Source organism: Streptomyces sp. NPDC047453 (assembly GCF_040643155.1).
In the GTDB taxonomy this organism is placed as follows: Bacteria; Actinomycetota; Actinomycetes; order Streptomycetales; family Streptomycetaceae; genus Streptomyces.
Genome location: NZ_JBEYTS010000001.1, coordinates 482,699 through 505,232, shown reverse-complemented (window position 1 = coordinate 505,232; position 22,534 = coordinate 482,699). Strand labels below are relative to the sequence as shown.

General features: G+C 73.2%; 19 protein-coding genes and 1 pseudogene. 12 read left to right on the top strand and 8 right to left on the bottom strand.

Translation table 11 applies throughout. The annotated features are described in order from the left end of the window. Positions 1-139: 139 nt before the first annotated feature. From ABZ818_RS02250 to ABZ818_RS02235, 4 genes are all read right to left on the bottom strand, one after another. Positions 140-823, bottom strand: coding sequence for a response regulator transcription factor (locus ABZ818_RS02250; protein WP_361409406.1), 684 nt, complete (start codon positions 821-823; stop codon positions 140-142). Next, positions 820-2,040, bottom strand: coding sequence for a histidine kinase (locus ABZ818_RS02245; RefSeq protein WP_361409403.1), 1,221 nt, complete (start codon positions 2,038-2,040; stop codon positions 820-822). Before ABZ818_RS02245 ends, ABZ818_RS02250 begins: the two co-directional genes overlap by 4 nt. A gap of 172 nt (positions 2,041-2,212) precedes the next feature. Beyond that, entirely contained in the window at positions 2,213-2,491 is a 279-nt protein-coding gene (locus ABZ818_RS02240; protein WP_361409400.1) for a hypothetical protein, read from the bottom strand. A 56-nt stretch (positions 2,492-2,547) separates the two neighbouring features. After that, entirely contained in the window at positions 2,548-3,345 is a 798-nt protein-coding gene (locus ABZ818_RS02235) for a PspA/IM30 family protein (protein ID WP_172632992.1), read from the bottom strand. A gap of 283 nt (positions 3,346-3,628) precedes the next feature. On the opposite strand from ABZ818_RS02235, the gene ABZ818_RS02230 reads away from it, so the two are divergent. From ABZ818_RS02230 to ABZ818_RS02220, 3 genes are all read left to right on the top strand, one after another. Beyond that, complete coding sequence (locus tag ABZ818_RS02230) at positions 3,629-4,228, top strand: DUF3043 domain-containing protein (RefSeq protein WP_361409397.1); 600 nt, start codon at positions 3,629-3,631, stop codon at positions 4,226-4,228. An 83-nt stretch (positions 4,229-4,311) separates the two neighbouring features. After that, positions 4,312-5,022, top strand: a complete 711-nt coding sequence (locus tag ABZ818_RS02225; protein ID WP_361409394.1) for a methyltransferase domain-containing protein — start codon at positions 4,312-4,314, stop codon at positions 5,020-5,022. Positions 5,023-5,723: 701 nt separating this feature from the next. Further along, positions 5,724-6,818, top strand: a complete 1,095-nt coding sequence (locus ABZ818_RS02220) for a trypsin-like peptidase domain-containing protein (protein ID WP_361409391.1) — start codon at positions 5,724-5,726, stop codon at positions 6,816-6,818. Positions 6,819-6,855: 37 nt separating this feature from the next. On the opposite strand, the gene ABZ818_RS02215 is transcribed toward ABZ818_RS02220, so the two are convergent. Continuing rightward, positions 6,856-7,074, bottom strand: coding sequence for a hypothetical protein (locus ABZ818_RS02215; RefSeq protein ID WP_361409388.1), 219 nt, complete (start codon positions 7,072-7,074; stop codon positions 6,856-6,858). 240 nt (positions 7,075-7,314) lie between these two features. On the opposite strand from ABZ818_RS02215, the gene ABZ818_RS02210 reads away from it, so the two are divergent. Further along, positions 7,315-8,526 (top strand): bifunctional adenosylcobinamide kinase/adenosylcobinamide-phosphate guanylyltransferase, encoded by a 1,212-nt coding sequence (locus tag ABZ818_RS02210; RefSeq protein WP_361409385.1) that lies wholly within the window; start codon positions 7,315-7,317, stop codon positions 8,524-8,526. Between the two features lie 46 nt (positions 8,527-8,572). Here the strand turns inward: ABZ818_RS02210 and ABZ818_RS02205 are convergent, their stop codons facing one another. Next, complete coding sequence (locus ABZ818_RS02205; RefSeq protein ID WP_361409382.1) at positions 8,573-9,655, bottom strand: class I SAM-dependent methyltransferase; 1,083 nt, start codon at positions 9,653-9,655, stop codon at positions 8,573-8,575. A 143-nt stretch (positions 9,656-9,798) separates the two neighbouring features. On the opposite strand from ABZ818_RS02205, the gene cobT reads away from it, so the two are divergent. From cobT to ABZ818_RS02190, 3 genes and pseudogenes are all read left to right on the top strand, one after another. Then, entirely contained in the window at positions 9,799-10,953 is a 1,155-nt protein-coding gene (gene cobT, locus ABZ818_RS02200) for a nicotinate-nucleotide--dimethylbenzimidazole phosphoribosyltransferase (protein ID WP_361409379.1), read from the top strand. 380 nt (positions 10,954-11,333) lie between these two features. Further along, a complete protein-coding gene (locus ABZ818_RS02195) occupies positions 11,334-13,130 on the top strand; it encodes a phosphatidylglycerol lysyltransferase domain-containing protein (RefSeq protein ID WP_361409376.1) in 1,797 nt (598 codons plus the stop codon). Continuing rightward, positions 13,127-13,771, top strand: a pseudogene (locus ABZ818_RS02190) (hypothetical protein); the annotation flags it as partial. The gene ABZ818_RS02195 and the pseudogene ABZ818_RS02190, both read left to right, overlap by 4 nt. Before the next feature lie 18 nt (positions 13,772-13,789). Here the strand turns inward: ABZ818_RS02190 and ABZ818_RS02185 are convergent. Continuing rightward, positions 13,790-14,557, bottom strand: a complete 768-nt coding sequence (locus ABZ818_RS02185; RefSeq protein ID WP_361409373.1) for a hypothetical protein — start codon at positions 14,555-14,557, stop codon at positions 13,790-13,792. 75 nt (positions 14,558-14,632) lie between these two features. Between ABZ818_RS02185 and ABZ818_RS02180 the strand changes: the two genes are divergently transcribed. Next, the gene (locus ABZ818_RS02180; protein ID WP_361409370.1) at positions 14,633-15,415 is read left to right on the top strand and encodes an adenosylcobinamide-GDP ribazoletransferase; all 783 of its coding nucleotides are present in this window, start codon (positions 14,633-14,635) and stop codon (positions 15,413-15,415) included. Positions 15,416-15,425: 10 nt separating this feature from the next. On the opposite strand, the gene ABZ818_RS02175 is transcribed toward ABZ818_RS02180, so the two are convergent. Continuing rightward, on the bottom strand, positions 15,426-16,241 hold the full coding sequence (locus ABZ818_RS02175) for an endo alpha-1,4 polygalactosaminidase (protein ID WP_361409613.1): 816 nt from the start codon (positions 16,239-16,241) through the stop codon (positions 15,426-15,428). A gap of 271 nt (positions 16,242-16,512) precedes the next feature. Here ABZ818_RS02175 and ABZ818_RS02170 point away from each other — a divergent pair, with 271 nt between their 5' ends. From ABZ818_RS02170 to ABZ818_RS02155, 4 genes are all read left to right on the top strand, one after another. Then, positions 16,513-18,051 (top strand): leucyl aminopeptidase, encoded by a 1,539-nt coding sequence (locus ABZ818_RS02170; RefSeq protein WP_361409367.1) that lies wholly within the window; start codon positions 16,513-16,515, stop codon positions 18,049-18,051. Positions 18,052-18,295: 244 nt separating this feature from the next. Further along, the gene (gene lpdA, locus ABZ818_RS02165) at positions 18,296-19,684 is read left to right on the top strand and encodes a dihydrolipoyl dehydrogenase (RefSeq protein WP_141361564.1); all 1,389 of its coding nucleotides are present in this window, start codon (positions 18,296-18,298) and stop codon (positions 19,682-19,684) included. A gap of 62 nt (positions 19,685-19,746) precedes the next feature. Beyond that, positions 19,747-21,507 carry a 2-oxoglutarate dehydrogenase, E2 component, dihydrolipoamide succinyltransferase gene (gene sucB, locus ABZ818_RS02160; protein WP_361409363.1) on the top strand — a complete coding sequence of 587 codons (1,761 nt, stop codon included), beginning with the start codon at positions 19,747-19,749 and terminating at the stop codon, positions 21,505-21,507. A gap of 217 nt (positions 21,508-21,724) precedes the next feature. After that, positions 21,725-22,348: a GntR family transcriptional regulator gene (locus ABZ818_RS02155; RefSeq protein WP_361409360.1), complete on the top strand. Its 624-nt coding sequence runs from the start codon at positions 21,725-21,727 to the stop codon at positions 22,346-22,348. Positions 22,349-22,534: the final 186 nt, after the last annotated feature.

Here is a 22,534-nt window from a genome sequence, read left to right as displayed (position 1 = left end):
GGACGGCGATCCGTAGCCCCCTGGTCCATTTCCGCCCGTGGCTCCTACTCCCTGCGCAGTACGCGCGGGTGCGCGGCGCTCCCCCCGTGGAGGTACCAGCCGTACCAGCCGTACCGGTCGGGCGCGGCCTCGGCGACGCTCACTGCGGCCTGGGACGCACCAGTCCGGACTCGTAGGCGATGACGACGAGCTGTGCCCGGTCGCGGGCGCCCAGCTTGGCCATGGCCCGGTTGACATGGGTCTTCACGGTCAGCGGGCTGACCTCCAGGCGCTCGGCGATCTCGTCGTTGGAGTATCCGCCGGCGACCTGGACGAGCACCTCGCGCTCCCGCACCGTGAGGGCGTCCAGCCGGGTGGGGCGGGCCCGGTCGCGGTCGTCGTCCGCCGCGTCGCCCTGCGCGAGGAAGCGGGCGATCAGGCCCTTGGTGGCCACCGGGGACAGCAGCGCCTCTCCCTGCGCCGCGACCCGGATGGCGCTCAGCAGCTCCTCGGGTTCGCTGCCCTTGCCGAGAAAGCCGCAGGCACCCGCGCGCAGCGACCGCACCACGTAGTCGTCCACCTCGAAGGTGGTCAGGATGACCACGTGCACCTGGGCGAGGGAGGGGTCGGCGCTGATCATGCGGGTGGCCGCGAGGCCGTCGGTGCCGGGCATGCGGATGTCCATCAGCACCACGTCGGCCCGCTGCTCCTTGGCGAGCCGTACCGCCTCCGCGCCGTCGGACGCCTCCCCCACCACCTCCATGTCGGGCTCGGAGTCGACGAGCACCCGGAAGGCACTGCGCAGCAGAGCCTGGTCGTCGGCGAGCAGGACACGGATCGTCATGCGGGGTCCCCCGGGGCACGCGTACGGGTCTCGACCGGCAGGATCGCATGGACGCGGAAGCCGCCGCCGTAGCGGGGGCCGGTGGTGAGGGCGCCGGCCAGGGCGGTGACCCGCTCGCGCATGCCCAGCAGCCCGTGTCCGCCGCCCGCCTGCGGCCCCGCAGCCTCGCCGGCCCCGTCGTCCAGGACCGTGATCTCGATGTGCGGTCCGACGCGTACGACGCTGACCTCGGCCTTCGCCCGGGTGCCTGCGTGCTTCTGCACATTGGTGAGGGCTTCCTGGATGACCCGGAACGCGGCCAGGTCCACGGCGGCCGGCAGGGTGGTGCCGTGGTCGGCGCGGGCGACCTCGACGTGCAGTCCGGCGCTGCGGAAGGTGCCGGCGAGCTCGTCGAGGCGGTCCAGGCCGGGGGCCGGTTCCGTGGGGGCCTCCGGGTCGCCGGACTGCCGGAGCAGGCCCACGGTGGCGCGCAGTTCGTCGAGCGCGGAGCGGCTGGCCTCCCGGACGTGGCCGAGGGCCTCCTTGGCCTGGTCGGGCCGCTTGTCCATGACGTGGGCGGCCACCCCGGCCTGCACATTGACCAGGGCGATGTGGTGGGCGACGACGTCGTGCAGGTCGCGGGCGATGCGCAGGCGCTCCTCGGCGACGCGGCGGCGGGCCTCCTCCTCACGGGTGCGCTCGGCGCGTTCGGCGCGTTCCCTGATGGCGTGCACGAAGGCGCGGCGGCTGCGGACGGCGTCACCGCCCGCGGCTGCCATGCCGGTCCAGGCGAAGATCGCCAGGTTCTCCTGCGCGTACCAGGGCATCGGCCCGGCGAGCATGGCGGCGCCGGTCAGCACGGTCATGGTGGTCAGGCCCAGGCGCAGGGTGGTGAGGCGGTCGGTGGCGGCCGCGGCGGTGAAGAGGGCGACCACGGCGGACATGGCGACGGGGGCGCGGGGATCCCCGGTGACGAACTCGATGACGGACATGGTGCCGGTGACGGCGAGGACGGTGCGGGGGGCGCGGCGGCGGAAGACGAGGGCGGCGGCGCCGAGGACCATGAGGACCAGGCTGAGCAGCTCGGGCCGGCGTACCCCCCAGCTGACGACGTGGTCGCCGCGCGGTCCCACGAAGGAGCCGACCACCATGCACGCGAGGACGCCGGCCGCGAGGGCCGCGTCCAGTGCGAGGGGGTGCGCCTTCAGCCGGCATCGGGCGCGGTCGAGGGTGGTCACGCCTGACAACGGTACGGGGTCGCGTGCCGCGGGGGGACGGAGGCGTCCCGCGCCGGTGCGGTCCCGGGGACGGCTCCTGTCCGGGGGCTGCCGTGCTCCCCGGACAGGCTGTCCTTCCTCACCGGGCCTCGCCCGAGCCGCACCCGGGCCTCACTGGGGCCTCAACCGGACCTCACCCGGGAATGAGGCCGTCGTCGCTCAGCAGGTCCCGGACCTCCTCCAGGGTGGCGTCCGCGGCGGGGAGGATCAGATCGGACGGCTCCAGGGAGTCGTCCGGCACGGGCTCGCCCAGTTCGCGGACCCTGGACAGCAGGGCCGAGAGGGTGCGACGGAAGCCGGGGCCGTCGCCCTTCTCCATCTCGGCCAGGAGTTCGTCGTCCAGCTTGTTCAGGTCGGCGAGGTGGCCGTCGGCCAGCCTCACCTGTCCCTCTCCCATGATCCGTACGATCATGTCGCCCTCCTAGGCGTGGCCCCGGCTGTCGGTGACATGGCGTGCCTCGACGCGGCTCACTGCTTGTCGAAGCGGGGGGTGTCCTGCGGCTGCTGCTGGGGCCGGCCCTCGCCCGTGCCGCCTTCGATCGCCTGCCGGTCCGCGGACGAGCCGCCGGCCAGCTCCGCCTTCATGCGCTGAAGCTCCAGCTCTACATCCGTACCACCGGAGAGCCGGTCCAGCTCGGTCTGGATGTCGTCCTTGGCCAGCCCGGAGGGGTCGTCCAGGGCGCCGGAGGCGAGCAGTTCGTCGATCGCGCCGGCCCGGGCCTGGAGCTGGGCGGTCTTGTCCTCGGCCCGCTGGATGGCCAGGCCGACGTCGCCCATCTCCTCGGAGATGCCGGAGAAGGCCTCGCCGATCCGGGTCTGCGCCTGGGCCGCCGTGTAGGTCGCCTTGATGGTCTCCTTCTTCGTACGGAAGGCGTCGACCTTGGCCTGCAGGCGCTGGGCCGCCAGGGTGAGCTTCTCCTCCTCGCCCTGGAGCGTGGCGTGCTGCGTCTGAAGGTCCGTCACCTGCTGCTGGAGCGCGGCACGACGGGAGAGCGCCTCGCGGGCCAGGTCCTCGCGGCCCAGCGCGAGCGCCTTGCGGCCCTGGTCCTCCAGCTTGCCGGACTGCTGCTGCAACTGGTTCAACTGGAGCTCCAGACGCTTGCGGCTGGTCGCCACGTCCGCGACACCGCGCCGCACCTTCTGCAGCAGCTCCAACTGCTTCTGGTACGAGTAATCGAGGGTCTCGCGCGGGTCCTCGGCCCGGTCAAGGGCCTTGTTCGCCTTCGCGCGGAAGATCATCCCCATACGCTTCATGACACCGCTCATGGGCTTCGCGCGCCCCCTTCTGACGGACTCCAGCTCACAGCTCTGCGACAGAACCCACAGTACGGGCCCTGCGACCATTACCGCACTGTTCGGGAGCGGATACGGTCATCCCCGAGGACGACTGCGTCCGCTGCCGCTCCGGCGCAGGGAGGAGGTGTCCCCCTGACCACCGGGCGACGACGGTCGCGACGTCCCCTCTGTCCCCCTACAGACGATCGGTGTTGCCGGATCGTTCCCCGCGGGACTGGGGTCCATGCGGGTCAAGCCCTTACCCTTGGGTTTTGTGTTCCGTAGCCGTGCCAAGGATGAGAAGACCCCGGTCGCCGACAAGGCACCGGTGAGCGTCTCCAAGCAGACCCGCGACCCGCAGGCTCCCAAGGGCCGCCCCACACCCAAGCGGAGTGAGGCGCGCTCGCAGCGCCGCAGTGTCGCCAACACGTCGATGACGCGCAAGGATGCCGCGAAGCGGCAGCGCGAGGAGCGCCGAGTCCAGTTGGAGCGGCAGCGCCAGGCGCTGGCGAGCGGTGACGAGCGCTATCTGCCGGCCCGCGACAAGGGCCCGGTCCGCCGGTTCGCGCGGGACTTCGTCGACTCGCGGTTCAACATCGCGGAGTTCTTCCTGCCGATGGCCGTGGTCATCCTGGTGCTGAGCATGATCCGGGTGCCCGCGCTGCAGAACATCGCGCTGCTGCTGTGGCTCGTGGTGATCGCCCTGATCGTGCTGGACTCGGCGGTCAGCGGCTTCCGGCTGCGGAAGCGCCTGAACGAGCGCTTCCCGGACCAGGGCAAGCGCGGCGCGGTCGCCTACGCCCTGATGCGCTCCCTCCAGATGCGCCGCCTCCGGCTGCCCAAGCCGCAGGTCAAGCGCGGGGAGCGGCCCTGAGCGCGACCGCTTTCTCCGAGGGTGCCGCGGACGCCTGGCTGAACAAACTGGGTGGGCTGCGTGACGTCGTACGACAGGAACTGGTGGCCCGGCAGCTCGACGAGCAGATAGCCGGGCGGTTCCCGGTCGGGCAGCGTCTGCGTGTGCTCGACGTGGGGATGGGCCAGGGCACGCAGGCGCTGCGGCTGGCCCGGGCCGGGCACCAGGTCACCGGGCTCGAACGGGACCAGACGATGATCTCCGTGGCCCGTGCCGCGCTGGCCGCCGAGCCGGAGGGCATCCGGGCGCGGATGCGGATCGTCGAGGGCGACGGCCAGGACACCGGCGTGCACTTCCTGCCGGGCAGTTTCGACGTGGTGCTGTGCCACGGGGTGCTGATGTACGTCGAGGAGCCGGACCCGCTGCTCGCGGGGCTGGCGCGGATGCTCGCGCCGGGCGGCCTGCTGTCGCTGCTGGTGCGCAACGGCGACGCGCTGGCGCTGCGCCCGGGACTGTCCGGCGAGTGGCCGTCGACGCTGGCCGCGTTCGACACGACGGCGTACCGCAACCGGCTGGGGCTGGACGTGCGGGCGGACCGGCTCGCACACCTGACGGCGACCCTCGCCGGGATCGGGGCGCCGCTGCGCACCTGGTACGGGGTGCGCGTCTTCACGGACACGGCGGCCGACGACGCGGAGCCGCCGGCCGACACCGAGACGCTGGAGACACTGCTGGCGGCCGAGGAACGAGCCGGACGGACGGACCCCTACCGCGCGGTGGCGGCCCTGCTGCACCTGTGCGGCGTACGCGGCTGACTCCACGGCACCCGTACGGGGCGCACTGCGAACGACCGCCCACCCGTACGGGCGCGCCGCCGGCGACGAGCCACACCCTGTGCGGAGGCGCCGCTGACGAGCAGCCGCGCCTGTGCGGAGAGCGCGGCTGCCACTCGGCCGCACCCGCGAGGGTCCGCCCGCCGACAACCGGCCGCACCGGTGCGGAAAGCGCAGCTGGCCACCGGCCGCACCCGTACAGGGCCACCGCAGACACCCCGACCGCACCCATGCAGGAAGCGCCCTGACCACCAGCCGCGCCTGTGCCGGGTGGACCACTGACGACCAGGCACCCGTGCGGGGACGCCGCCGACAACCGACCGCACCCACGCAGGGAGCGCGGCAGACCACCAGCCGCACCCGTACAGGGAGCGCCCTGACCACCAGCCGCGCCTGTGCCGGGTGGACCACTGACGACCAGCGCACCCGTGCGGGGACGCCGCCGACAACCGACCGCACCCGTACAGGGAGCGCGGCAGACCACCAGCCGCACCCGTACAGGGAGCGCGGCAGACCACCGGCCGCACCCGTGCGAGGGCACGCCGCCAGACCGCTCGGCCGCACCCGTGCGAGATGCACCGCCGGCCGTACCCGTGCAGGGTGCATCGCCGACCACCGATGGCCGTCGCTCGTTCGGGCGAGTACCGCAAGCCGGGGGCGCAGCGCGCGGCGAGACTCGGGGCATGGATGTCTCCCCCGCGCATGCCCTCGTCCGTGCTCCGCGGCCGATCGTTCTGCTCGCCGCCCTCGTCTGCTGCGCAGCGCTGCTGTCCGGGTGCCAGAGCACGGCCGACCCGCAGGCGACGGCCACCACGTCCAAGGACCCCGTCGGCGCTCGCCGGCCCGCCGCGGCCTCGGCGAACGACCTGCAGAACGACTACATGCGGGTGATCAAGGAGGCACTGCCGTCGGTCGTGCAGATCCAGTCCGGCAACCAACTGGGCTCCGGGGTCGTGTACGACGACAAGGGGCACATCGTCACCAACGCGCACGTCGTAGGGACCGGGAGGACGTTCCTCGTGACCACGGCGAACAGCGAGTCGTCGCTCACCGCCACGCTGGTCTCCTCCTACCCGGGCGAGGACCTCGCCGTCGTCAAGCTGGACAAGGTGCCGCACGGGCTGAGGGCGGCCACCTTCGGCGAGTCGGGGAAGGTCGAGGTCGGGCAGATCGTCCTGGCCATGGGCTCGCCGCTGGGGCTGTCGTCGAGCGTGACCCAGGGGATCGTGTCGGCGACCGGGCGCACCGTCAGCGAGGCGAGCGACGGCGGCACGGGGGCCACGATCGCCGGCATGGTGCAGACGTCGGCCGCGATCAACCCGGGCAACAGCGGGGGCGCGCTGGTGAACCTGAACGGTCAGGTCATCGGCATCCCGACCCTCGCCGCCGCCGACCCGCAGCTCGGGGGCAGCGCGGCGCCCGGCATCGGCTTCGCGATCCCGGCGTCGACGGTGAAGACGATCGCCGGCCAGATCGTGCGGTACGGCAAGGTCGTCAACTCCGGCCGGGCCGCGCTCAACATCACCGGGCGCACCGTCGTCGACACGGACTACGAGCCCGCCGGGGTGGCGGTGGTGGACGTGAAGGCCGGCGGGGCCGCGGCGCGGGCGGGCATCCGGTCCGGGGACATCATCACCAAGGTCGGCGGCAAGGACATCACCACCATCACCTCGCTGTCGGAGGCGCTCGCCACCGACAGGCCGGGCCAGCGGACCACGGTGACGTTCTCGCGCAACGGCAGCCAGAAGACGGTGGACGTGACGCTGGGCGAGCAGTGAGCGGGGGCGGCCGGTCACCGGCGGCCGCCCGGCCCGCCTACGCCGAGGCCTCGTCCGCGTGCATGCTCATCGGACCGTAGATCTCCTTGGCGTCCTCGAACAGCCACACCTGGTCGGCGCCGCCGTCGAGCAGGGCCTTCCAGTTCTCCCCGATCCAGGACTCGGCGTCGCCCTGCGTGGTGAACTCCTCGGGCTGCACCGCGGGCTGGACCTCCGTCCCGTCGGCCGTCTCGAACCGCCACGTCCATGCCGCCATGTACGCCTCCCTGGTGTGAGCACACTGCACAGCGCGGGCCGGACCCGGTCCGGCCCGCTGCCCGCAGCCTAGGGCCTCTCGTGAGCTTCCCGCCCGTGCGGTGGATCATGCCCCCCGGTACACCGGATCAGGCACGCCCGCCCGGGTCGGCGGCGAGTGCCGCGCTCCCCGGGCCCCGATCCGCCGGACAGACCCCGGCCGGATGCGCGGGACCCGCGGCGGCAGGCGAAAATCAGGTCCGTGGATGTGACTCTGCTCGGCACCGGTGCCCCCGCGGGACTGCCCCGCCCCGACTGTCCCTGCGCGGCCTGCGCGACCGCGCGCGGCGCCGACGCGCGGGCGGCGACCGCTCTGCTCGTGGACGGGGTGCTGCTGCTGGACCTGACCCCCGGCGCGGCGTTCGCGGCGGCGCGGGCGGGGCATTCGCTGGGCGGCGTGGCGCAGGTGCTGCTTTCCCACCCGCACGACGGGCCTGTGGTCGAGGTGCCGGCCGGGCTGCCGCAGCCGGGGCGGGTGCCGGACGGGCGGGAGCTGACGCTGCTGACGGGGCATCGGGTGCGGGCCGTGGCGCTGGACGCCCCCGGCACCGGGTACGCGGTGACCGGCCCGGACGGGCGGCGGCTGCTGTACCTGCCGCCGGGCGGCGCGCCCGCCGGCCTGGAGGAGGGCTCCGCGGAGACGTACGACATGGTCCTGTCGGACGTGCTGGGGCGCCCCGACGCGCTGGCCAAGCTGCGGGCGGTCGGGGCGGTGGGGCCGGCCACGAACGTCGTCGCGGTCCACCTCGACCACGACGTGCCGCCGGGTCCGGAGCTGCGCCGGCGCCTCGCGGCGGCGGGGGCGCGGGCCGTGCCGGACGGTACGACGATGGCGGTCGGGGCATACGAGGGCGAACCAGATGTACCGGACGTGCCCCTGCGCACGCTCGTGCTCGGCGGGGCGCGGTCGGGCAAGTCGGTGGAGGCCGAGCGGCGGCTGGAGACCTTTCCCGGCGTGCTGTACGTGGCCACCGGCGGCACCCGCGGCGGGGACACCGAGTGGGCGGCCCGGGTGGCCGCGCACCGGGAGCGGCGGCCGGGCTCGTGGCGCACGACCGAGACGTGCGACCTGGTGCCGCTGCTGGCGCAGGACGGCCCCCCGCTGCTCGTCGACTGCCTGTCGCTGTGGCTGACGGACGCGATGGACTCCGTCCGCGCCTGGGACGACGCCGAGTGGGCGGGCGGCGGCGAAAACGCCCTGCGCGAACGGGTGACCGCCCTGACCGACGCCCTGCGCACCACCCGGCGGATCGTGGTGGCGGTCTCCAACGAGGTCGGCTCGGGCATCGTCCCCGCCACCGCCTCCGGCCGCCGCTACCGCGACGAACTCGGCCGCCTGAACGCCGCGTTCGCCGCGGAGTGCGAGCACGTCCTGCTGGTGGTGGCCGGCCAGGCACTGGTGCTGCGCGGCTGACCCGGTTCAGGCGGCGGACCGGGCGGAGGGCCGGGTGGAAGGCCGGTCAGGACAGGGGGCGGCGGGCGACGACGCGGTAGGTGTTGGTGAGGCCGGGGACGCGGCGCAGGAGGGGCGAGAGGAGGAGGTCCAGGAGCGCCACCGCACCCACCAGGGTGCCGGCGAGGGCGGTCAGGGCGGTGCGCAGGGTGTGCGGGAGGCCGGTGGGCGGGCTGTCGCGCCAGGGGGCCTCGGCGGCGGGCAGCACGTGGGCGAGGAGCAGGGCGACGGCCGCGGACAGGTCGTTGGGTCTGTGCGGGGTGCGGCGGTCGGTGGCGAGGATGGTGCAGCCCTGGGACTCCAGTTCCGCACGGAGGTTGTCCAGCGGCAGCAGGTGCAGATGGCGCGGCTGGCCGTGCGGCAGCCACCACCTGCCGAGCAGCCGGGCGGGCACGCAGTGCGGGTCGGGCAGTTCGATCAGCAGGTGCCCGCCGGGACGCAGCGCGGTGAGGGCTCCCCGCAACTCCGCGCGGGGGTCCGGCACATGGGCCAGATGGTGGAAGACGCTGACCACGTCGTAGCGCCCGCGCAGCCGCTCCGCGACGTGCGGGTCGGCCAGGTGCCCGACATGGGCCTCCTCGACCCAGCCCTGCTCGCGGGCCCGCTCCACGCGCTGGGTGGGGTCCAGGCCGTCGAAGGCGGTGTACGGGAACACCTCACGCGCCGCGCCGGGGAAGTGGCCGTGGCCCGTGCCGACGTCCAGCCAGCTCTCCGGCTCCCCCACGGTGCTCATCAGGCGCGCGTCGGACCGATGCCGACGGCGGCCGCGGCGGGCCGCGAGCACCAGGGCAGCTAGTCCCTCCGGGGCGTCCTCGTCGAAGTCCCGGTGGTAGAAGGCCAGTCCGGCCGCCGTGAGCCGGGGGTTCTGGAAGGCGTGGCCGCAGTCCAGGCACTCGTCGACGGCGAACGTGCCCGGCTTGTGCTGAAGCAGGTCCGGCGCGCGCAGCCGGGTGCGCAGCCGGCCGGAGCCGCACCACGGGCAGTCCGCACGGGGCGGCTCCTGGAAACGGCCGGTGCCCTGGGCGAGTTCGGCGGCGTACGCGAGGCGGCGCGGGTCGTAGAACCCCGGGGCGTACGGCAGGGGCGGCATGGGGCGGCTCCCGGTGGGTCACTGCGGAACAAGTCACTGCAAAGGGAACGTATGGGATCCGGATCTTGGCCGGAAAGACGCCGTACGGGTGTGGTGGTGATGTGGCGCCGCCCGGTTGGATCAGGGCCGGTACTGTTCGGCGAATGAGCTCGCTGAATCTCGACGACTTCACCGATCTGATCGAGCGCCCGGACGGCGGCCTGCGCCGTGACGCCGAGGCGCGCCGGGAGCGTCAGATCGTGCCGCCCGGTGCGCTGGGCCGCCTGGACGACCTGGGTGAATGGCTGGCCTCGGCGCAGTCCGCCGTACCGGTGCGGCCGGTCGAACGGCCGAAGGCGGTGCTGTTCGCCGGCGACCACGGGGTCGCGGAACTGGGTGTGTCGGTGCGCCCCGCGGGCAGTGCCGAGCAGCTGGTACGGGCGGTGCTGGAGGGCGGCCGGCCGGTGTCCGTGCTGGCCCGGCGGCTCGGCGTGCCGGTGCGGGTGGTCGACATGGCGCTGGACTGCGCGCCCGAGTCGCTGCCCGAGGACGTCGTACGGCACCGGGTGCGGCGCGGCAGCGGGCGCGTCGACGTCGAGGACGCGCTGACCCTCGACGAGGCCGAGGCCGCCTTCCGGGCGGGTGTGGCGGTGGCCGACGAGGAGGCCGACTCCGGTACGGACCTGGTGGTACTGGGCGACATCAGCGTCGGCGGGACCACTCCGGCCGCCGTGCTGATCGCCGCGCTGTGCGGGACGGACGCCTCTGTGGTGACCGGCCGGGGCGGCGAGCCGATCGACGACCTGGCGTGGATGCGCAAGTGCGCCGCGATCCGGGACGCGCTGCGGCGGGCCCGGCCCGTCCTCGGGGACCAGTTGCAACTGCTGGCCACGGTGGGCGGTGCCGACCTCGCCGCGATGACGGGTTTCCTCTTGCAGTGCGCGGTGCGGAAGCTGCCGGTGATCCTGGACGGCGTGGTGTCGGCGGCGTGCGCGCTGGTGGCGCAGCGGGTGGCGTTCCGGGCGCCGGACTGGTGGCTGGCCGGCCACGCCAGCGGCGAGCCGGGCCAGGCCAAGGCCCTGGACCGGATGGCGCTGGAGCCGCTCGTGGACCACGGCGTACGGGTCGGCGAGGGGGCGGGTGCGCTGCTGGCGCTGCCCCTGGTGCAGAGCGCCGCCGCACTGGCCGCGGAGCTGCCCGAGCGCCCGGAGAACACCGACGACTCGGACGACTCTGAAGCCAAGGCGACCGAGGACAAGGCGCCCGAGGCGAAGGCAGCCGAAGACGGCAAGGCCGAGGAGAAGGCAGCCGAGGAGTAGCCGCACGTCCGGACCACGACACGGGCCGGACACGCGCTCGTAACGGCCCCGGCGGAACCGCCGACACCCCTCCTCCCCCTAGACGGAACCCGCCCCGGCCGGACACCGGCCAGGGCACCACGGGCACGGCCCGGCAGAGCCGCAACCCCGACGCACCGAGCCACGCACCCCCGTCGCCCGTCGCCCGTCACCCGCCGACCGCCGACCGCGGCGCAACGTCGCCCCCGGATCCGCACCGGAACACGGCGATCAGCCGCGAAGGACCGGACGGCCACCCACGCGCAGCGGGCCCCTGCACCCTTCAACAGCGGGCCGCGTCGCGCACGGACGGCGGGTGAAAAGGGACGCCCGTCGGGGAGACACCCATATGATCACTGTTCATGGGAGATGCCCGAATTGCCGTGCGTGAGGAGCAGGGCCCGGTTCGCGTGGCCGAGGCGGGACGGCCGGGCGGCGGGGCCTCGCGGCGGGCGGCCGCGTTCGCCGTCTGGTACCTGCGGGCGGTCGCGTTCGTCAACTTCCTCAGCGCGGCGTGGGTCTCCCTGGGGCAGGACGTGCGGCGGCACAACCAGGAGGATCTCTTCACGCCGTACCTGCTGACCGCCGGCTTCGCCTCCGGCGTGTTCGCCGCGTTCCTGGCCATCACCATGCGGCGGCGCAAGCGGGCTGCCTGGATCCTGAACCTGGCGCTGTCCGGGCCGTTCCTCGCGCTGTTCGCGTTCACCATGACGTTCCCGGAGATCCGCCGCTCGGCGCAGAACTGGATCTCCCTGGCCCTCACCGCCGCCTTCGTCGCCGCGCTGCTGCTCGGCCGCCGCGAGTTCTACGCCAAGGGCGACCGCGCCAATCCGCGGCTCGCCGCCGCCGTCGGCCTCGGCGGGCTGCTGGCCTCCTCACTGCTCGCCGCGCTGCTGGTGACGGTCACCAACCAGGCGCCGGACGCGGCGCGTTCGACGTACCTCCAGCGCTGGCACTACGGCACGCTGCGGCTGGTCTCGGTCGCCGCCTCCGAGGCCCGCTTCCCCGACATTCACACCCCGAACTGGGTGAACGTGTCGATCAACGTACTGTCCACGGCCCTGGTCCTCGCCGTCCTGTACGCCGCCTTCCGCTCCCGCCGCGCCGTCGACCCGCTCACCGCCGACGACGAGAGGCGGCTGCGGGGGCTGCTGGAGCGGCACGGCGAGCGCGACTCGCTCGGCTACTTCGCGCTGCGCCGGGACAAGAGCGTGTTCTGGTCGCCGACCGGCAAGGCCGCCGTCGCCTACCGCGTCCTTGGCGGGGTGTCCCTGGCCTCCGGGGACCCGCTCGGCGACCCGGAGGCCTGGCCCGGCGCCATCGAGGGATGGCTGGCCGAGGCGCGGGCGCACGGCTGGAGCCCGGCCGTGATGGGCGCCAGCGAGGAGGCCGGCACGGTGTACGCGCGGCATGGTCTCGACGCCCTGGAACTGGGCGACGAGGCCGTGGTCGAGGTCGACGGCTTCACCCTGGAGGGGCGGGCCATGCGGACCGTGCGGCAGGCCTACAACCGGGTCGGTCGGGCCGGGTACTCGGTGTGCGTCCGGCGGCACGAGGACATCCCGGCGGACGAGATGGCGTCCCTGGTCGAGCGGGCGGACGACTGGCGGGACGGGCCCACCGAACGCGGCTTCAGCATGGCGCTGGGCCGGCTGGGCGACCCGCGGGACGGGCAGTGCGTGATGCTGGAGTGCCATGACGCCGACGGCGAGCTGAGGGCCCTGCTGTCCTTCGTGCCATGGGGGCCGCACGGGCTGTCCCTCGATGTGATGCGGCGCGACCGGCACGCCGGCAACGGGCTCATGGAGTTCATGGTGCTCGACCTGCTGCGCCGCGCCCGGGAAATCGGGATCACCCAGGTCTCGCTCAACTTCGCCGTGTTCCGCTCGGTCTTCGAACGAGGGGCGCGCCTCGGCGCCGGACCGGTGCTGAGGCTGTGGCGTTCGCTGCTCGGACTGTTCTCCCGCTGGTGGCAGATCGAGTCGCTGTACCGGGCGAACGCCAAGTACCGGCCCATCTGGGAGCCGCGGTTCCTGCTCTTCGAGAAGAGCGCGGACCTGCTGCGCATCGGCCTCGCGGCGGCGCGCGCGGAGGGGTTCCTGGAGCCGCCGGAACCGCCGAAGTGGCTGCACCGAGGGCACTGGGAGACGCACGGATGACGGCACTGGCCCGCTGGGCGCGCGCAGAATGGGGGCTGCTGTACACCACCGTGCGCGAGCCGCTGCCGAAGCGGCGCCTGCGGGCCGTTCCGATGACCGCCGGAGCGGTGAGCCTGACGGCGGTGCTCCATCTGGTGCAGAACCAGTCCTGGGGCCACGGCCTGGTGCAGCACCTCGGGGCCGTAAGGGCGGAGGAGCCGCTGTGGCTCGCGCTGCTGCGCACTCCCCTGTCGCTGTTCGTGCCCGCGCTGGACCTGCCGGTGTGGGGCGCGCTGGCGCAGATCCTGTGTGTGTTCGGCATCGCCGAGATCTGCCTGGGCCGGCTGCGGACCCTCGCCGTCGCCTACGTCGCCACGCTCTCCGGAACCCTGTACGCGCGTCTGGGCGTCGCCCTCGGCCCGCACCACCCGCTCGGCCTGCCCGGCACGGACGCGCAGGTGGTGGACACCGGCCCGTCGGCGGCCGTGGTGGGCCTCGCGGTCTACGTCGGCTGGCGCTACGGGGCGTACGTCACGGCGGGCGCGGTGACCGCGGCCATGGCGCTGGAGGTCGCGCTGAAGCAGAACCTGGCCGGCAAGGAGCACCTGGCGGCGATCGCGGGGGTGCTGCTGCTGTGCGCGCTGTCGGCGGCCCGGCACCGGGTGTCGCGCGCGCCGGCGTCATCTGCGCCCGGGCAGGCGGGCCGGCCGCTGGTCCGGTTTGCCGCCGATCCAGTCCTGGAACGCCCGGCGGGGGCCGGACCAGCGGCGGTCGTGCCGGGCGGCGCGCCGGCCGGCGCGAGCCAGGGCGCGCGGGCGGTGGCGGTAGAAGCGCCTGGCCCAGTAGGAGCCGGGGCGGGCCAGACGGATCGCGCCGAACAGCGCGACGAACGGAATGATCACGCCGAAGAGGGCGATGCGGCCCTTGCCCTTGCTCAGGGCGACCAGGGAGAAGACGAAGTTCACGACCACGCTCGTGATGACCGCCCCGCGGTCCTGCAACTCGGACTGGGACAGGTTGTTGACGCCGAACGGGGAGAAACCGGCCAGCACCAGGGCGACCAGCGCCGCGGTGAGCACCACGACCTCGACGCTCTTGCGGCCCGACTCGGTCCAGTAGACGTCGTCCAGATGCAGGATCAGCGCGAACTCGTCCAGCACGAGGCCCGCGCCGACGCCGAAGACGACCGCGAAGACCGCCGTCGCGGCGGCGTGCCGGCCGCTGCTGGCCACTACGCCGAAACCGCCGAGGATGGTGAGGACGACACCGGGCACGGCGTGGTGGATGTGCAGACCGCCGGCCTTGACGTTGCCGAAGGGGCCCTTCCCGGCCCGGATCAGGCGGGTGATCACCCGGGTGACCACGAAGGTGAGGACGAAGGCGGCCAGGGTCAGGAGCAGGGGCAGCTTGCCGGGTTCGACGATGTTCCGCTCCAGCCAGTGGCCCATGTACGCAGTGTGCCGCCTTCGCCGGTCGCCCGCCCGCCCGCCGGGGGGCCGGCGCAGGTCCCGTAGTCTGCCCGCGTGTTCAGGATCCCCTCGCCGCACGGGCCGCGGTTCGCCTTCGGCACCCTCACCGTCCTTCCGGTCAGGGTGAGCCGCTGGGACCGCGAGGCGGCGCGCGGCGGGATGCTCTGCGCGCCGCTCGCCGGACTCGTGGTCGGTGTGGCGGCGGCGGCCGTGGGCCTGCTGCTGCTCCTCGTCGGCGCCGGTGCGCCGCTCGCCGCCGTCGGCACCGTCGCCGTGCCCGCCGCGCTGACCCGTGGACTGCATCTGGACGGGCTCGCCGACACCGCTGACGGACTCGGCAGTGGCAAGCCCGCCGACGACGCGCTGCGGATCATGAAGCAGTCGGACATCGGCCCCTTCGGGGTGATCACGCTCGTGTTCGTGCTGCTGGCCCAGGTGGCCGCGCTGACCCGGGCCTACGACGGCTCCTGGGCCCGCGGGGCGCTCGCCGCCGTCGTCTCGGCGACGGTCGCCCGGCTGGTCCTGACGCTGGCCGCCCGCACCGGGGTGCCGGCCGCCCGGCCGGAGGGGCTGGGGGCCGCGGTCGCCGGGGTGGTCCCGGTGCCGGGCGCGATCGGCGCGGCGCTCGTGGTGGCGGCGGCCGCCGCGGCGGCGGGCGCGTTCTTCGGCGCCGACGCCTGTGTGCTCACGGCGCTGGCGGTGGTCGCCGCCCTGGCCGCCGCCGAACTTCTCCTGCGCCACTGCACGCGCCGCTTCGGCGGTGTGACGGGCGATGTCTTCGGCGCGCTCGCCGAGACGGCCGCCACCACGGTGCTGGTCGTCCTGGCGCTGCGCTGAGCCGGGCGGTTCAGCAGGTCCGGCGCCACGCCCCCAGTTCGTACTTCTTCAGCAGCGAGCTGAGCCTCAGCTGCCGGGACTGCGCGCAGAAGCGGCTCGTCGGCAGTTCGTACTCGGCGTGGAACACCGCCTTGCCCGCCGCGACGAAGGGCTCCAGTTCGGCGCATTCGCCGTACTGGGCGCACTGTTCGTTGACCGCGAAGTCGAAGTCCGCCACCAGGTGCGGGATCTGGTCCAGGTCGTTCTTCAGGCCCACCGCCATGCCCCTGTCGTGGGCCAGCTTCGCCACCAGGCGGTTGTAGCGGAGCTGGTCGGCGGCCGTCAGCGGAAAGCCGGTGCGGTTCTTGTAGCCGTCCATGTTGTCCGGCTCCACCGCGTCGAAGCCCTTCTCGCGGCACATGTCGAGGCGGGACGCCATCAGGGGTTCGAGGACGTCGGTACGGCGGATGTCGAGCCAGCGCTCGCCCTTCCAGCCGTTGCCCCGGCCGAGGACGGTGGCCGGGAACCTCCCCGCGTCCGGCCGGAACTCCTCCCAAGCGCCGGTCGAGAGGTAGCAGATCACCCTGCGGCCCTCGCGGTGCAGCCGGGCGACCGTGGCCGCCGGGTGGTCGAAGCCGTCGATGTCGTAGACCTCGGCCGGTACGGAGGTGTCGAGACGGCCGCTGAGCTGCCACTGCCAGCTCGTGCCCGGGCGCGGCTGCCAGCGCCCGGCGGCCGGGCGGCCGGCACCGTCACCGCGGCCGTCGTCGCCGCCGGGGCGGTCCTGGTGGGCGGCGCAGCCCGCGAGCAGCAGGAGTGCCGCAGTCGGCGCGAGGACGCGCGGGATCAGTGCTCTCAACGGGCGGGCTCCTGGGTGCCGTGACGGACGTACGTCCGACGATCATCGCCGATTCCATTGCCGTGCAGGGAAGTTGCCCGCCCGGTCGGCGGTCCGGGCCTCCCACCACCGCCGTCGGCGCCGTGACGCGCGTAGGCTCGTGCCGGGTGTTTGCCTGCCCGGGTGAAGACCGCACCGTACGAAGGACTTATGGTCGGGCCCGGTCGACCCACCCGAATTCGGCCAACCACCTTTCACAGGGAAGCGAGATTTCACCACCGTGACTGCTCTCACTCTCAGCACCACCGCGGCGCCCGGCCTGCGGGCCGACGCGATCGTGGTCGGTGTCGCCAAGGACTCTGGATCGAAGTCTGGGGACCTGGTCGTAGCACCGGGCGCCGAGGCCGTCGACGAGGCGTACGACGGCAAGCTCGCCGGCGTCCTGGGGACCCTCGGCGCCTCCGGTGCCGAGGGCGAGGTGACCAAGCTGCCCGCGCCGTCCGGTTTCAAGGCCCCGCTCGTGCTCGCGGTGGGCCTCGGCCCGCGGCCCGAGAAGGACTCCGGTTACGACGCCGAGGCGCTGCGCCGGGCCGCCGGTGCGGCCGCCCGTGCCCTCGCCGGGTCGAAGAAGGCCGGCTTCGCGCTGCCGGTCGCGGACGCCGCCGACGCCGCCGCGGTCGGCGAGGGCGCGCTGCTCGGCGCGTACTCCTTCGACAGCTACAAGGAGAACGGCAAGGACGCCGAGTCCCGCAACGGCAAGGCGCCGCTCGGCGAGGCCGTGCTGCTCGGCGGCAAGGGCCGCGACAAGGCGTACAAGGCGGCCGTCGAGCGCGCCACCGCCGTGTCCGAGGAGCTCAACCGCGCCCGCGACCTGATCAACACCCCGCCGAACGACCTGAACCCGGCCGCCTTCGCCGCCGCCGCGCAGGAGGCGGCCAAGGAGCACGGCCTGAAGGTGCAGGTGCTCGACGAGAAGGCGCTCGCCAAGGGCGGCTACGGCGGCATCCTGGGCGTCGGCTCCGGCTCGGCGTCGGCCCCGCGGCTGGTCAAGCTGTCGTACACGAGCCCCAAGGCGAAGAAGCACCTGGCCCTGGTCGGCAAGGGCATCACCTACGACTCGGGCGGCATCTCGCTCAAGCCGGCCGGCCACAACGAGACGATGAAGTGCGACATGAGCGGTGCCGCCGCCGTGTTCTCCGCCGTCGTCGCCGCCGCCCGGCTCGGCCTCGAGGTCAACGTGACCGGCTGGCTGGCGCTGGCCGAGAACATGCCCTCCGGCTCCGCCACCCGCCCCGGCGACGTGCTGCGCATGTACAGCGGCAAGACGGTGGAGGTGCTCAACACCGACGCCGAGGGCCGACTCGTCCTCGCGGACGCGCTGTGGGCCGCCTCGCAGGAGAAGCCGGACGCGATCGTGGACGTGGCCACGCTGACCGGCGCGATGGTGCTGGCGCTGGGCAGCCGTACCTTCGGGATCATGGCGAACGACGACGCGTTCCGCTCCGCCATCCACGAGGCCGCGGAGGAGGTCGGCGAGGCGGCGTGGCCGATGCCCCTGCCGGAGCACCTGCGCAAGGGCATGGACTCCCCCACCGCCGACCTGGCCAACATGGGCGAGCGCATGGGCGGCGGGCTGGTCGCCGGCCTGTTCCTGCGCGAGTTCGTCGGCGAGGGCATCACGTGGGCGCACCTCGACATCGCGGGCCCGGCCTTCAACGAGAGCGGTCCGTTCGGCTACACGCCGAAGGGCGGCACCGGTTCGGCGGTCCGCACGCTCGTGCGTCTCGCCGAACTCGCCGCCTCCGGCGACCTCGGCTGATTCGTCCCGCGGCCGTCGTCCGGTCCGCCGGACGACGGCCGTGCCGCGTGGGCGCCGCTCGCGCCCACGCGACGTGGGGTGTATCACACTCCAGCCCCGCGTCTCGTTCACTCCCGACAAGTGCGAAGATGGGCGTCGGCAGGACAGGGCCCCCACCGAAGGGCCGAAACTCAAGCGGCCGGACACCAGCCGCCTGCCGGTCACCGACGACCGGCGTACGGCGCACATGCATGGAGGACGTGACGTGGCGAACGACGCCAGCACCGTTTTCGACCTAGTGATCCTCGGCGGTGGCAGCGGTGGTTACGCCGCGGCCCTGCGCGGGGCGCAGCTGGGCCTGGACGTCGCCCTGATCGAGAAGGACAAGGTCGGCGGTACCTGCCTGCACCGGGGTTGCATCCCCACCAAGGCCCTGCTGCACGCGGGCGAGATCGCCGACCAGGCCCGCGAGAGCGAGCAGTTCGGTGTGAAGGCCAGCTTCGAGGGCATCGACGTGCCCGCCGTCCACAAGTACAAGGACGACGTCATCTCGGGCCTGTACAAGGGCCTTCAGGGACTCATCGCGTCCCGCAAGGTGACCTACATCGAGGGTGAGGGCCGGCTGTCCTCCCCCACCTCCGTCGATGTCAACGGGCAGCGGATCCAGGGCCGCCACGTCCTCCTGGCGACCGGTTCCGTGCCGAAGTCCCTGCCGGGCCTGCAGATCGACGGCAACCGCATCATCTCCTCCGACCACGCCCTCGTCCTGGACCGCGTGCCGAAGTCCGCGATCATCCTGGGCGGCGGTGTCATCGGCGTCGAGTTCGCCTCCGCCTGGAAGTCCTTCGGCACCGACGTCACGATCGTCGAGGGCCTGAAGCACCTCGTCCCGGTCGAGGACGAGAACTCCTCGAAGCTGCTGGAGCGCGCCTTCCGCAAGCGCGGGATCAAGTTCAACCTGGGCACCTTCTTCCAGAAGGCCGAGTACACCCAGGACGGGGTCAAGGTCACCCTGGCCGACGGCAAGGAGTTCGAGGCCGAGGTCCTGCTCGTCGCCATCGGCCGCGGCCCGGTCTCCCAGGGCCTGGGTTACGAGGAGGCCGGGGTCGCCATGGACCGCGGCTACGTCCTCGTCGACGAGTACATGCGCACCAACGTCCCGACCATCTCCGCCGTCGGTGACCTGGTCCCGACGCTCCAGCTTGCGCACGTCGGCTTCGCCGAGGGCATCCTGGTGGCGGAGCGTCTGGCCGGTCTGAAGACCGTTCCGATCGACTACGACGGTGTTCCGCGGGTGACGTACTGCCACCCGGAGGTCGCCTCCGTCGGCATCACCGAGGCCAAGGCCAAGGAGATCTACGGCGCGGACAAGGTCGTCGCCCTGAAGTACAACCTGGCCGGCAACGGCAAGAGCAAGATCCTCAAGACCGCGGGCGAGATCAAGCTCGTCCAGGTCAAGGACGGTGCCGTGGTCGGCGTCCACATGGTCGGCGACCGCATGGGCGAGCAGGTCGGCGAGGCCCAGCTGATCTACAACTGGGAGGCGCTGCCGGCCGAGGTGGCCCAGCTCATCCACGCCCACCCGACCCAGAACGAGGCGCTCGGCGAGGCCCACCTGGCCCTGGCCGGCAAGCCGCTGCACTCCCACGACTGACGCTTCACGTCATCGGGCGCGACGACACAGACTTCCGTAATTCGTTAGGAGCAACCGAAACCATGGCGGTTTCCGTAACCCTTCCGGCGCTCGGCGAGAGCGTCACCGAGGGCACTGTCACCCGTTGGCTGAAGGCCGAGGGCGAGCGCGTCGAGGCCGACGAGCCGCTGCTCGAGGTCTCGACCGACAAGGTCGACACCGAGATCCCCTCCCCCGCCGCCGGTGTGCTGGCCTCCATCAAGGTCGCCGAGGACGAGACCGTCGAGGTCGGCGCCGAGCTGGCCGTCATCGACGACGGCTCCGGCGCCCCCGCCGCGGCCCCGGCCCCGGCCGCCGCCGAGGCACCGGCCCCGGTCGCCGAGCCCGCCCCGGCCCCGGCCGCCGAGGCCCCGGCCGCCCCGGCCCCCGCTGCCGCCCCCGCGGCGCCGGCGGCCCCCGCCGGCGCCACCGGCACGGACGTGGTCCTGCCCGCGCTCGGCGAGTCCGTCACCGAGGGCACCGTCACCCGCTGGCTGAAGTCGGTCGGCGACTCCGTCGAGGCCGACGAGCCGCTGCTCGAGGTCTCCACGGACAAGGTCGACACCGAGATCCCCGCGCCCACCTCCGGTGTGCTGCTGGAGATCGTCGTCGGTGAGGACGAGACCGCCGAGGTCGGCGCCAAGCTCGCCGTGATCGGCGCCCCCGGTGCCGCTCCGGCCGCTGCTCCGGCTCCGGCCGCTCCGGCTCCGGCCGCCGCCCCGGCCCCGGCTCCGGCAGCCCCCGCGGCCCCGGCCGCTCCGGCTCCGGCTCCGGCTCCGGCTCCGGTCCAGACCGCGGCCCCGGCTCCCGCGCCGGCCGCGCCCGCCCCGGTCACCCCGGCCCCGGCCGCGGTTCCGGCCGCCGCCCAGCCGACCGACGAGGGCGCGTACGTGACCCCGCTGGTGCGCAAGCTCGCCGCCGAGAACGGCGTCGACCTGGCCACCGTCAAGGGCACCGGCGTCGGCGGCCGTATCCGCAAGCAGGACGTGCTCGCCGCGGCCGAGGCCGCGAAGGCCGCCGCCGCCCCGGTCGCGGCCGCTCCGGCCGCCCCGGCGAAGAAGGCCCCGGTCCTGGAGGCCTCCCCGCTGCGCGGCCAGACCGTGAAGATGCCGCGGATCCGCAAGGTCATCGGCGACAACATGGTCAAGGCGCTGCACGAGCAGGCCCAGCTGTCCTCGGTGGTCGAGGTCGACGTGACCCGCCTGATGCGCCTGCGCGCCCAGGCCAAGGACTCGTTCGCGGCACGCGAGGGCGTCAAGCTCTCCCCGATGCCGTTCTTCGTCAAGGCCGCCGCCCAGGCGCTGAAGGCCCACCCGGTCATCAACGCCAAGATCAACGAGGCCGAGGGGACCATCACCTACTTCGACACCGAGAACGTCGGTATCGCGGTGGACTCCGAGAAGGGCCTGATGACCCCGGTCATCAAGAACGCCGGTGACCTCAACATCGCCGGTATCTCCAAGGCCACCGCCGACCTGGCGGGCAAGGTCCGGGCCAGCAAGATCACCCCGGACGAGCTGTCCGGTGCGACCTTCACCATCAGCAACACCGGTTCGCGCGGCGCGCTGTTCGACACGATCATCGTGCCGCCGGGTCAGGTCGCGATCCTCGGCATCGGCGCCACCGTCAAGCGCCCGGCCGTCATCGAGACCGAGGAGGGCACGGTCATCGGCGTCCGCGACATGACCTACCTGACCCTCTCCTACGACCACCGCCTGGTGGACGGCGCCGACGCGGCCCGTTACCTGACGGCGGTCAAGGCGATCCTGGAGGCGGGCGAGTTCGAGGTCGAGCTCGGCCTCTGATCCCGTCACCCGGGACCCAGCAGTACGGCGCCCCCGTCCGGAACCTTCCGGACGGGGGCGCCGCGTTTGCCGTTTCTTGGCCATGACGGCGTGTAAGTCTCGTCTCACCTGCACGAAAGCGCCCGTATGCGCCCTTCCGCCGGACGCTGACAGCCGTATTGTCTAAACGTCGAACGCCCCCCGGGGGCCCGTGGGTCCCCCCTTGAAGGAGCCCTCCATGACCGCGCCCGTCGTCCACTCGCTGCGCGAACAGATCCGCGAGCACATCGTGGAGGGGATCGTCAGCGGGCGCTGGAAGCCGGGCGAGCGGATCGTGGAGCGGCGGATCGCCACCGAGCTGGAGGTCAGCCAGACGCCGGTGCGTGAGGCGCTGCGCGAGCTGGAGTCGCTGCGGCTGATCGAGTCGGCGCCGAACAAGGGCGTGCGGGTGCGCAATCTGACCGCCGCCGACCTGGAGGAGAGCTACCCGGTCCGGGCCGGCCTGGAGGCCATCGCGGCGGAGCTGGCGGCCGAGCGGCTGGCGGACGACTGCTCGGCCCTGGAGCCGCACGTGGCGGCGCTGTACGAGGCCGACCGCAGGTCCGACGGCACCGGTCAGGTGCGGCACACGGTGGCCTTCCACCGCGAGCTGGTCCGCGCGGCCGGGAACTCGGTGCTGCTGCACACCTGGGAGGGCCTGGGCATCGAGGTGTTCACCGCGCTGTCGATCCGCTGGCTGGGGACGGTCCAGCAGTCGTACGCGGAGGAGCACGAGGAGCTGGTGCAGGCCTTCAAGCGGCGGGATCCGCGGATCGCCGAACTGGTCAAGTCGCACGTTCTCGGCTGCGCGCCGCGGCCTTGAAGGCAGCCGAGCACCTGTACGCTCACCTGCGAAAACCCTTCGAGAAAGCGGCACCGCGTGCCCGTTTCCAAGGCACCGGGTGCCGACTTTCTCGAAATCGAAGGGTTTTACGCTTGAAACCTTTGATCGATCATCGATCAGGGAGTTAGAGTCTCCGCTGGGCTTCCACCAGAGCCTCACGCCCTG

Excerpts from the sequence above, each read along its gene's own strand:
- sucB (WP_361409363.1), top strand. The coding sequence starts at position 19,747 with ATGGCGGTTTCCGTAACCCTTCCGGCGCTCGGCGAGAGCGTCACCGAG.
- ABZ818_RS02205 (WP_361409382.1), bottom strand. The coding sequence starts at position 9,655 with ATGCCGCCCCTGCCGTACGCCCCGGGGTTCTACGACCCGCGCCGCCTC.
- ABZ818_RS02195 (WP_361409376.1), top strand. The coding sequence starts at position 11,334 with ATGGGAGATGCCCGAATTGCCGTGCGTGAGGAGCAGGGCCCGGTTCGC.
- cobT (WP_361409379.1), top strand. The coding sequence starts at position 9,799 with ATGAGCTCGCTGAATCTCGACGACTTCACCGATCTGATCGAGCGCCCG.
- ABZ818_RS02250 (WP_361409406.1), bottom strand. The coding sequence starts at position 823 with ATGACGATCCGTGTCCTGCTCGCCGACGACCAGGCTCTGCTGCGCAGT.
- ABZ818_RS02240 (WP_361409400.1), bottom strand. The coding sequence starts at position 2,491 with ATGATCGTACGGATCATGGGAGAGGGACAGGTGAGGCTGGCCGACGGC.
- ABZ818_RS02220 (WP_361409391.1), top strand. The coding sequence starts at position 5,724 with ATGGATGTCTCCCCCGCGCATGCCCTCGTCCGTGCTCCGCGGCCGATC.
- ABZ818_RS02235 (WP_172632992.1), bottom strand. The coding sequence starts at position 3,345 with ATGAGCGGTGTCATGAAGCGTATGGGGATGATCTTCCGCGCGAAGGCG.
- ABZ818_RS02155 (WP_361409360.1), top strand. The coding sequence starts at position 21,725 with ATGACCGCGCCCGTCGTCCACTCGCTGCGCGAACAGATCCGCGAGCAC.
- ABZ818_RS02185 (WP_361409373.1), bottom strand. The coding sequence starts at position 14,557 with ATGGGCCACTGGCTGGAGCGGAACATCGTCGAACCCGGCAAGCTGCCC.
- ABZ818_RS02215 (WP_361409388.1), bottom strand. The coding sequence starts at position 7,074 with ATGGCGGCATGGACGTGGCGGTTCGAGACGGCCGACGGGACGGAGGTC.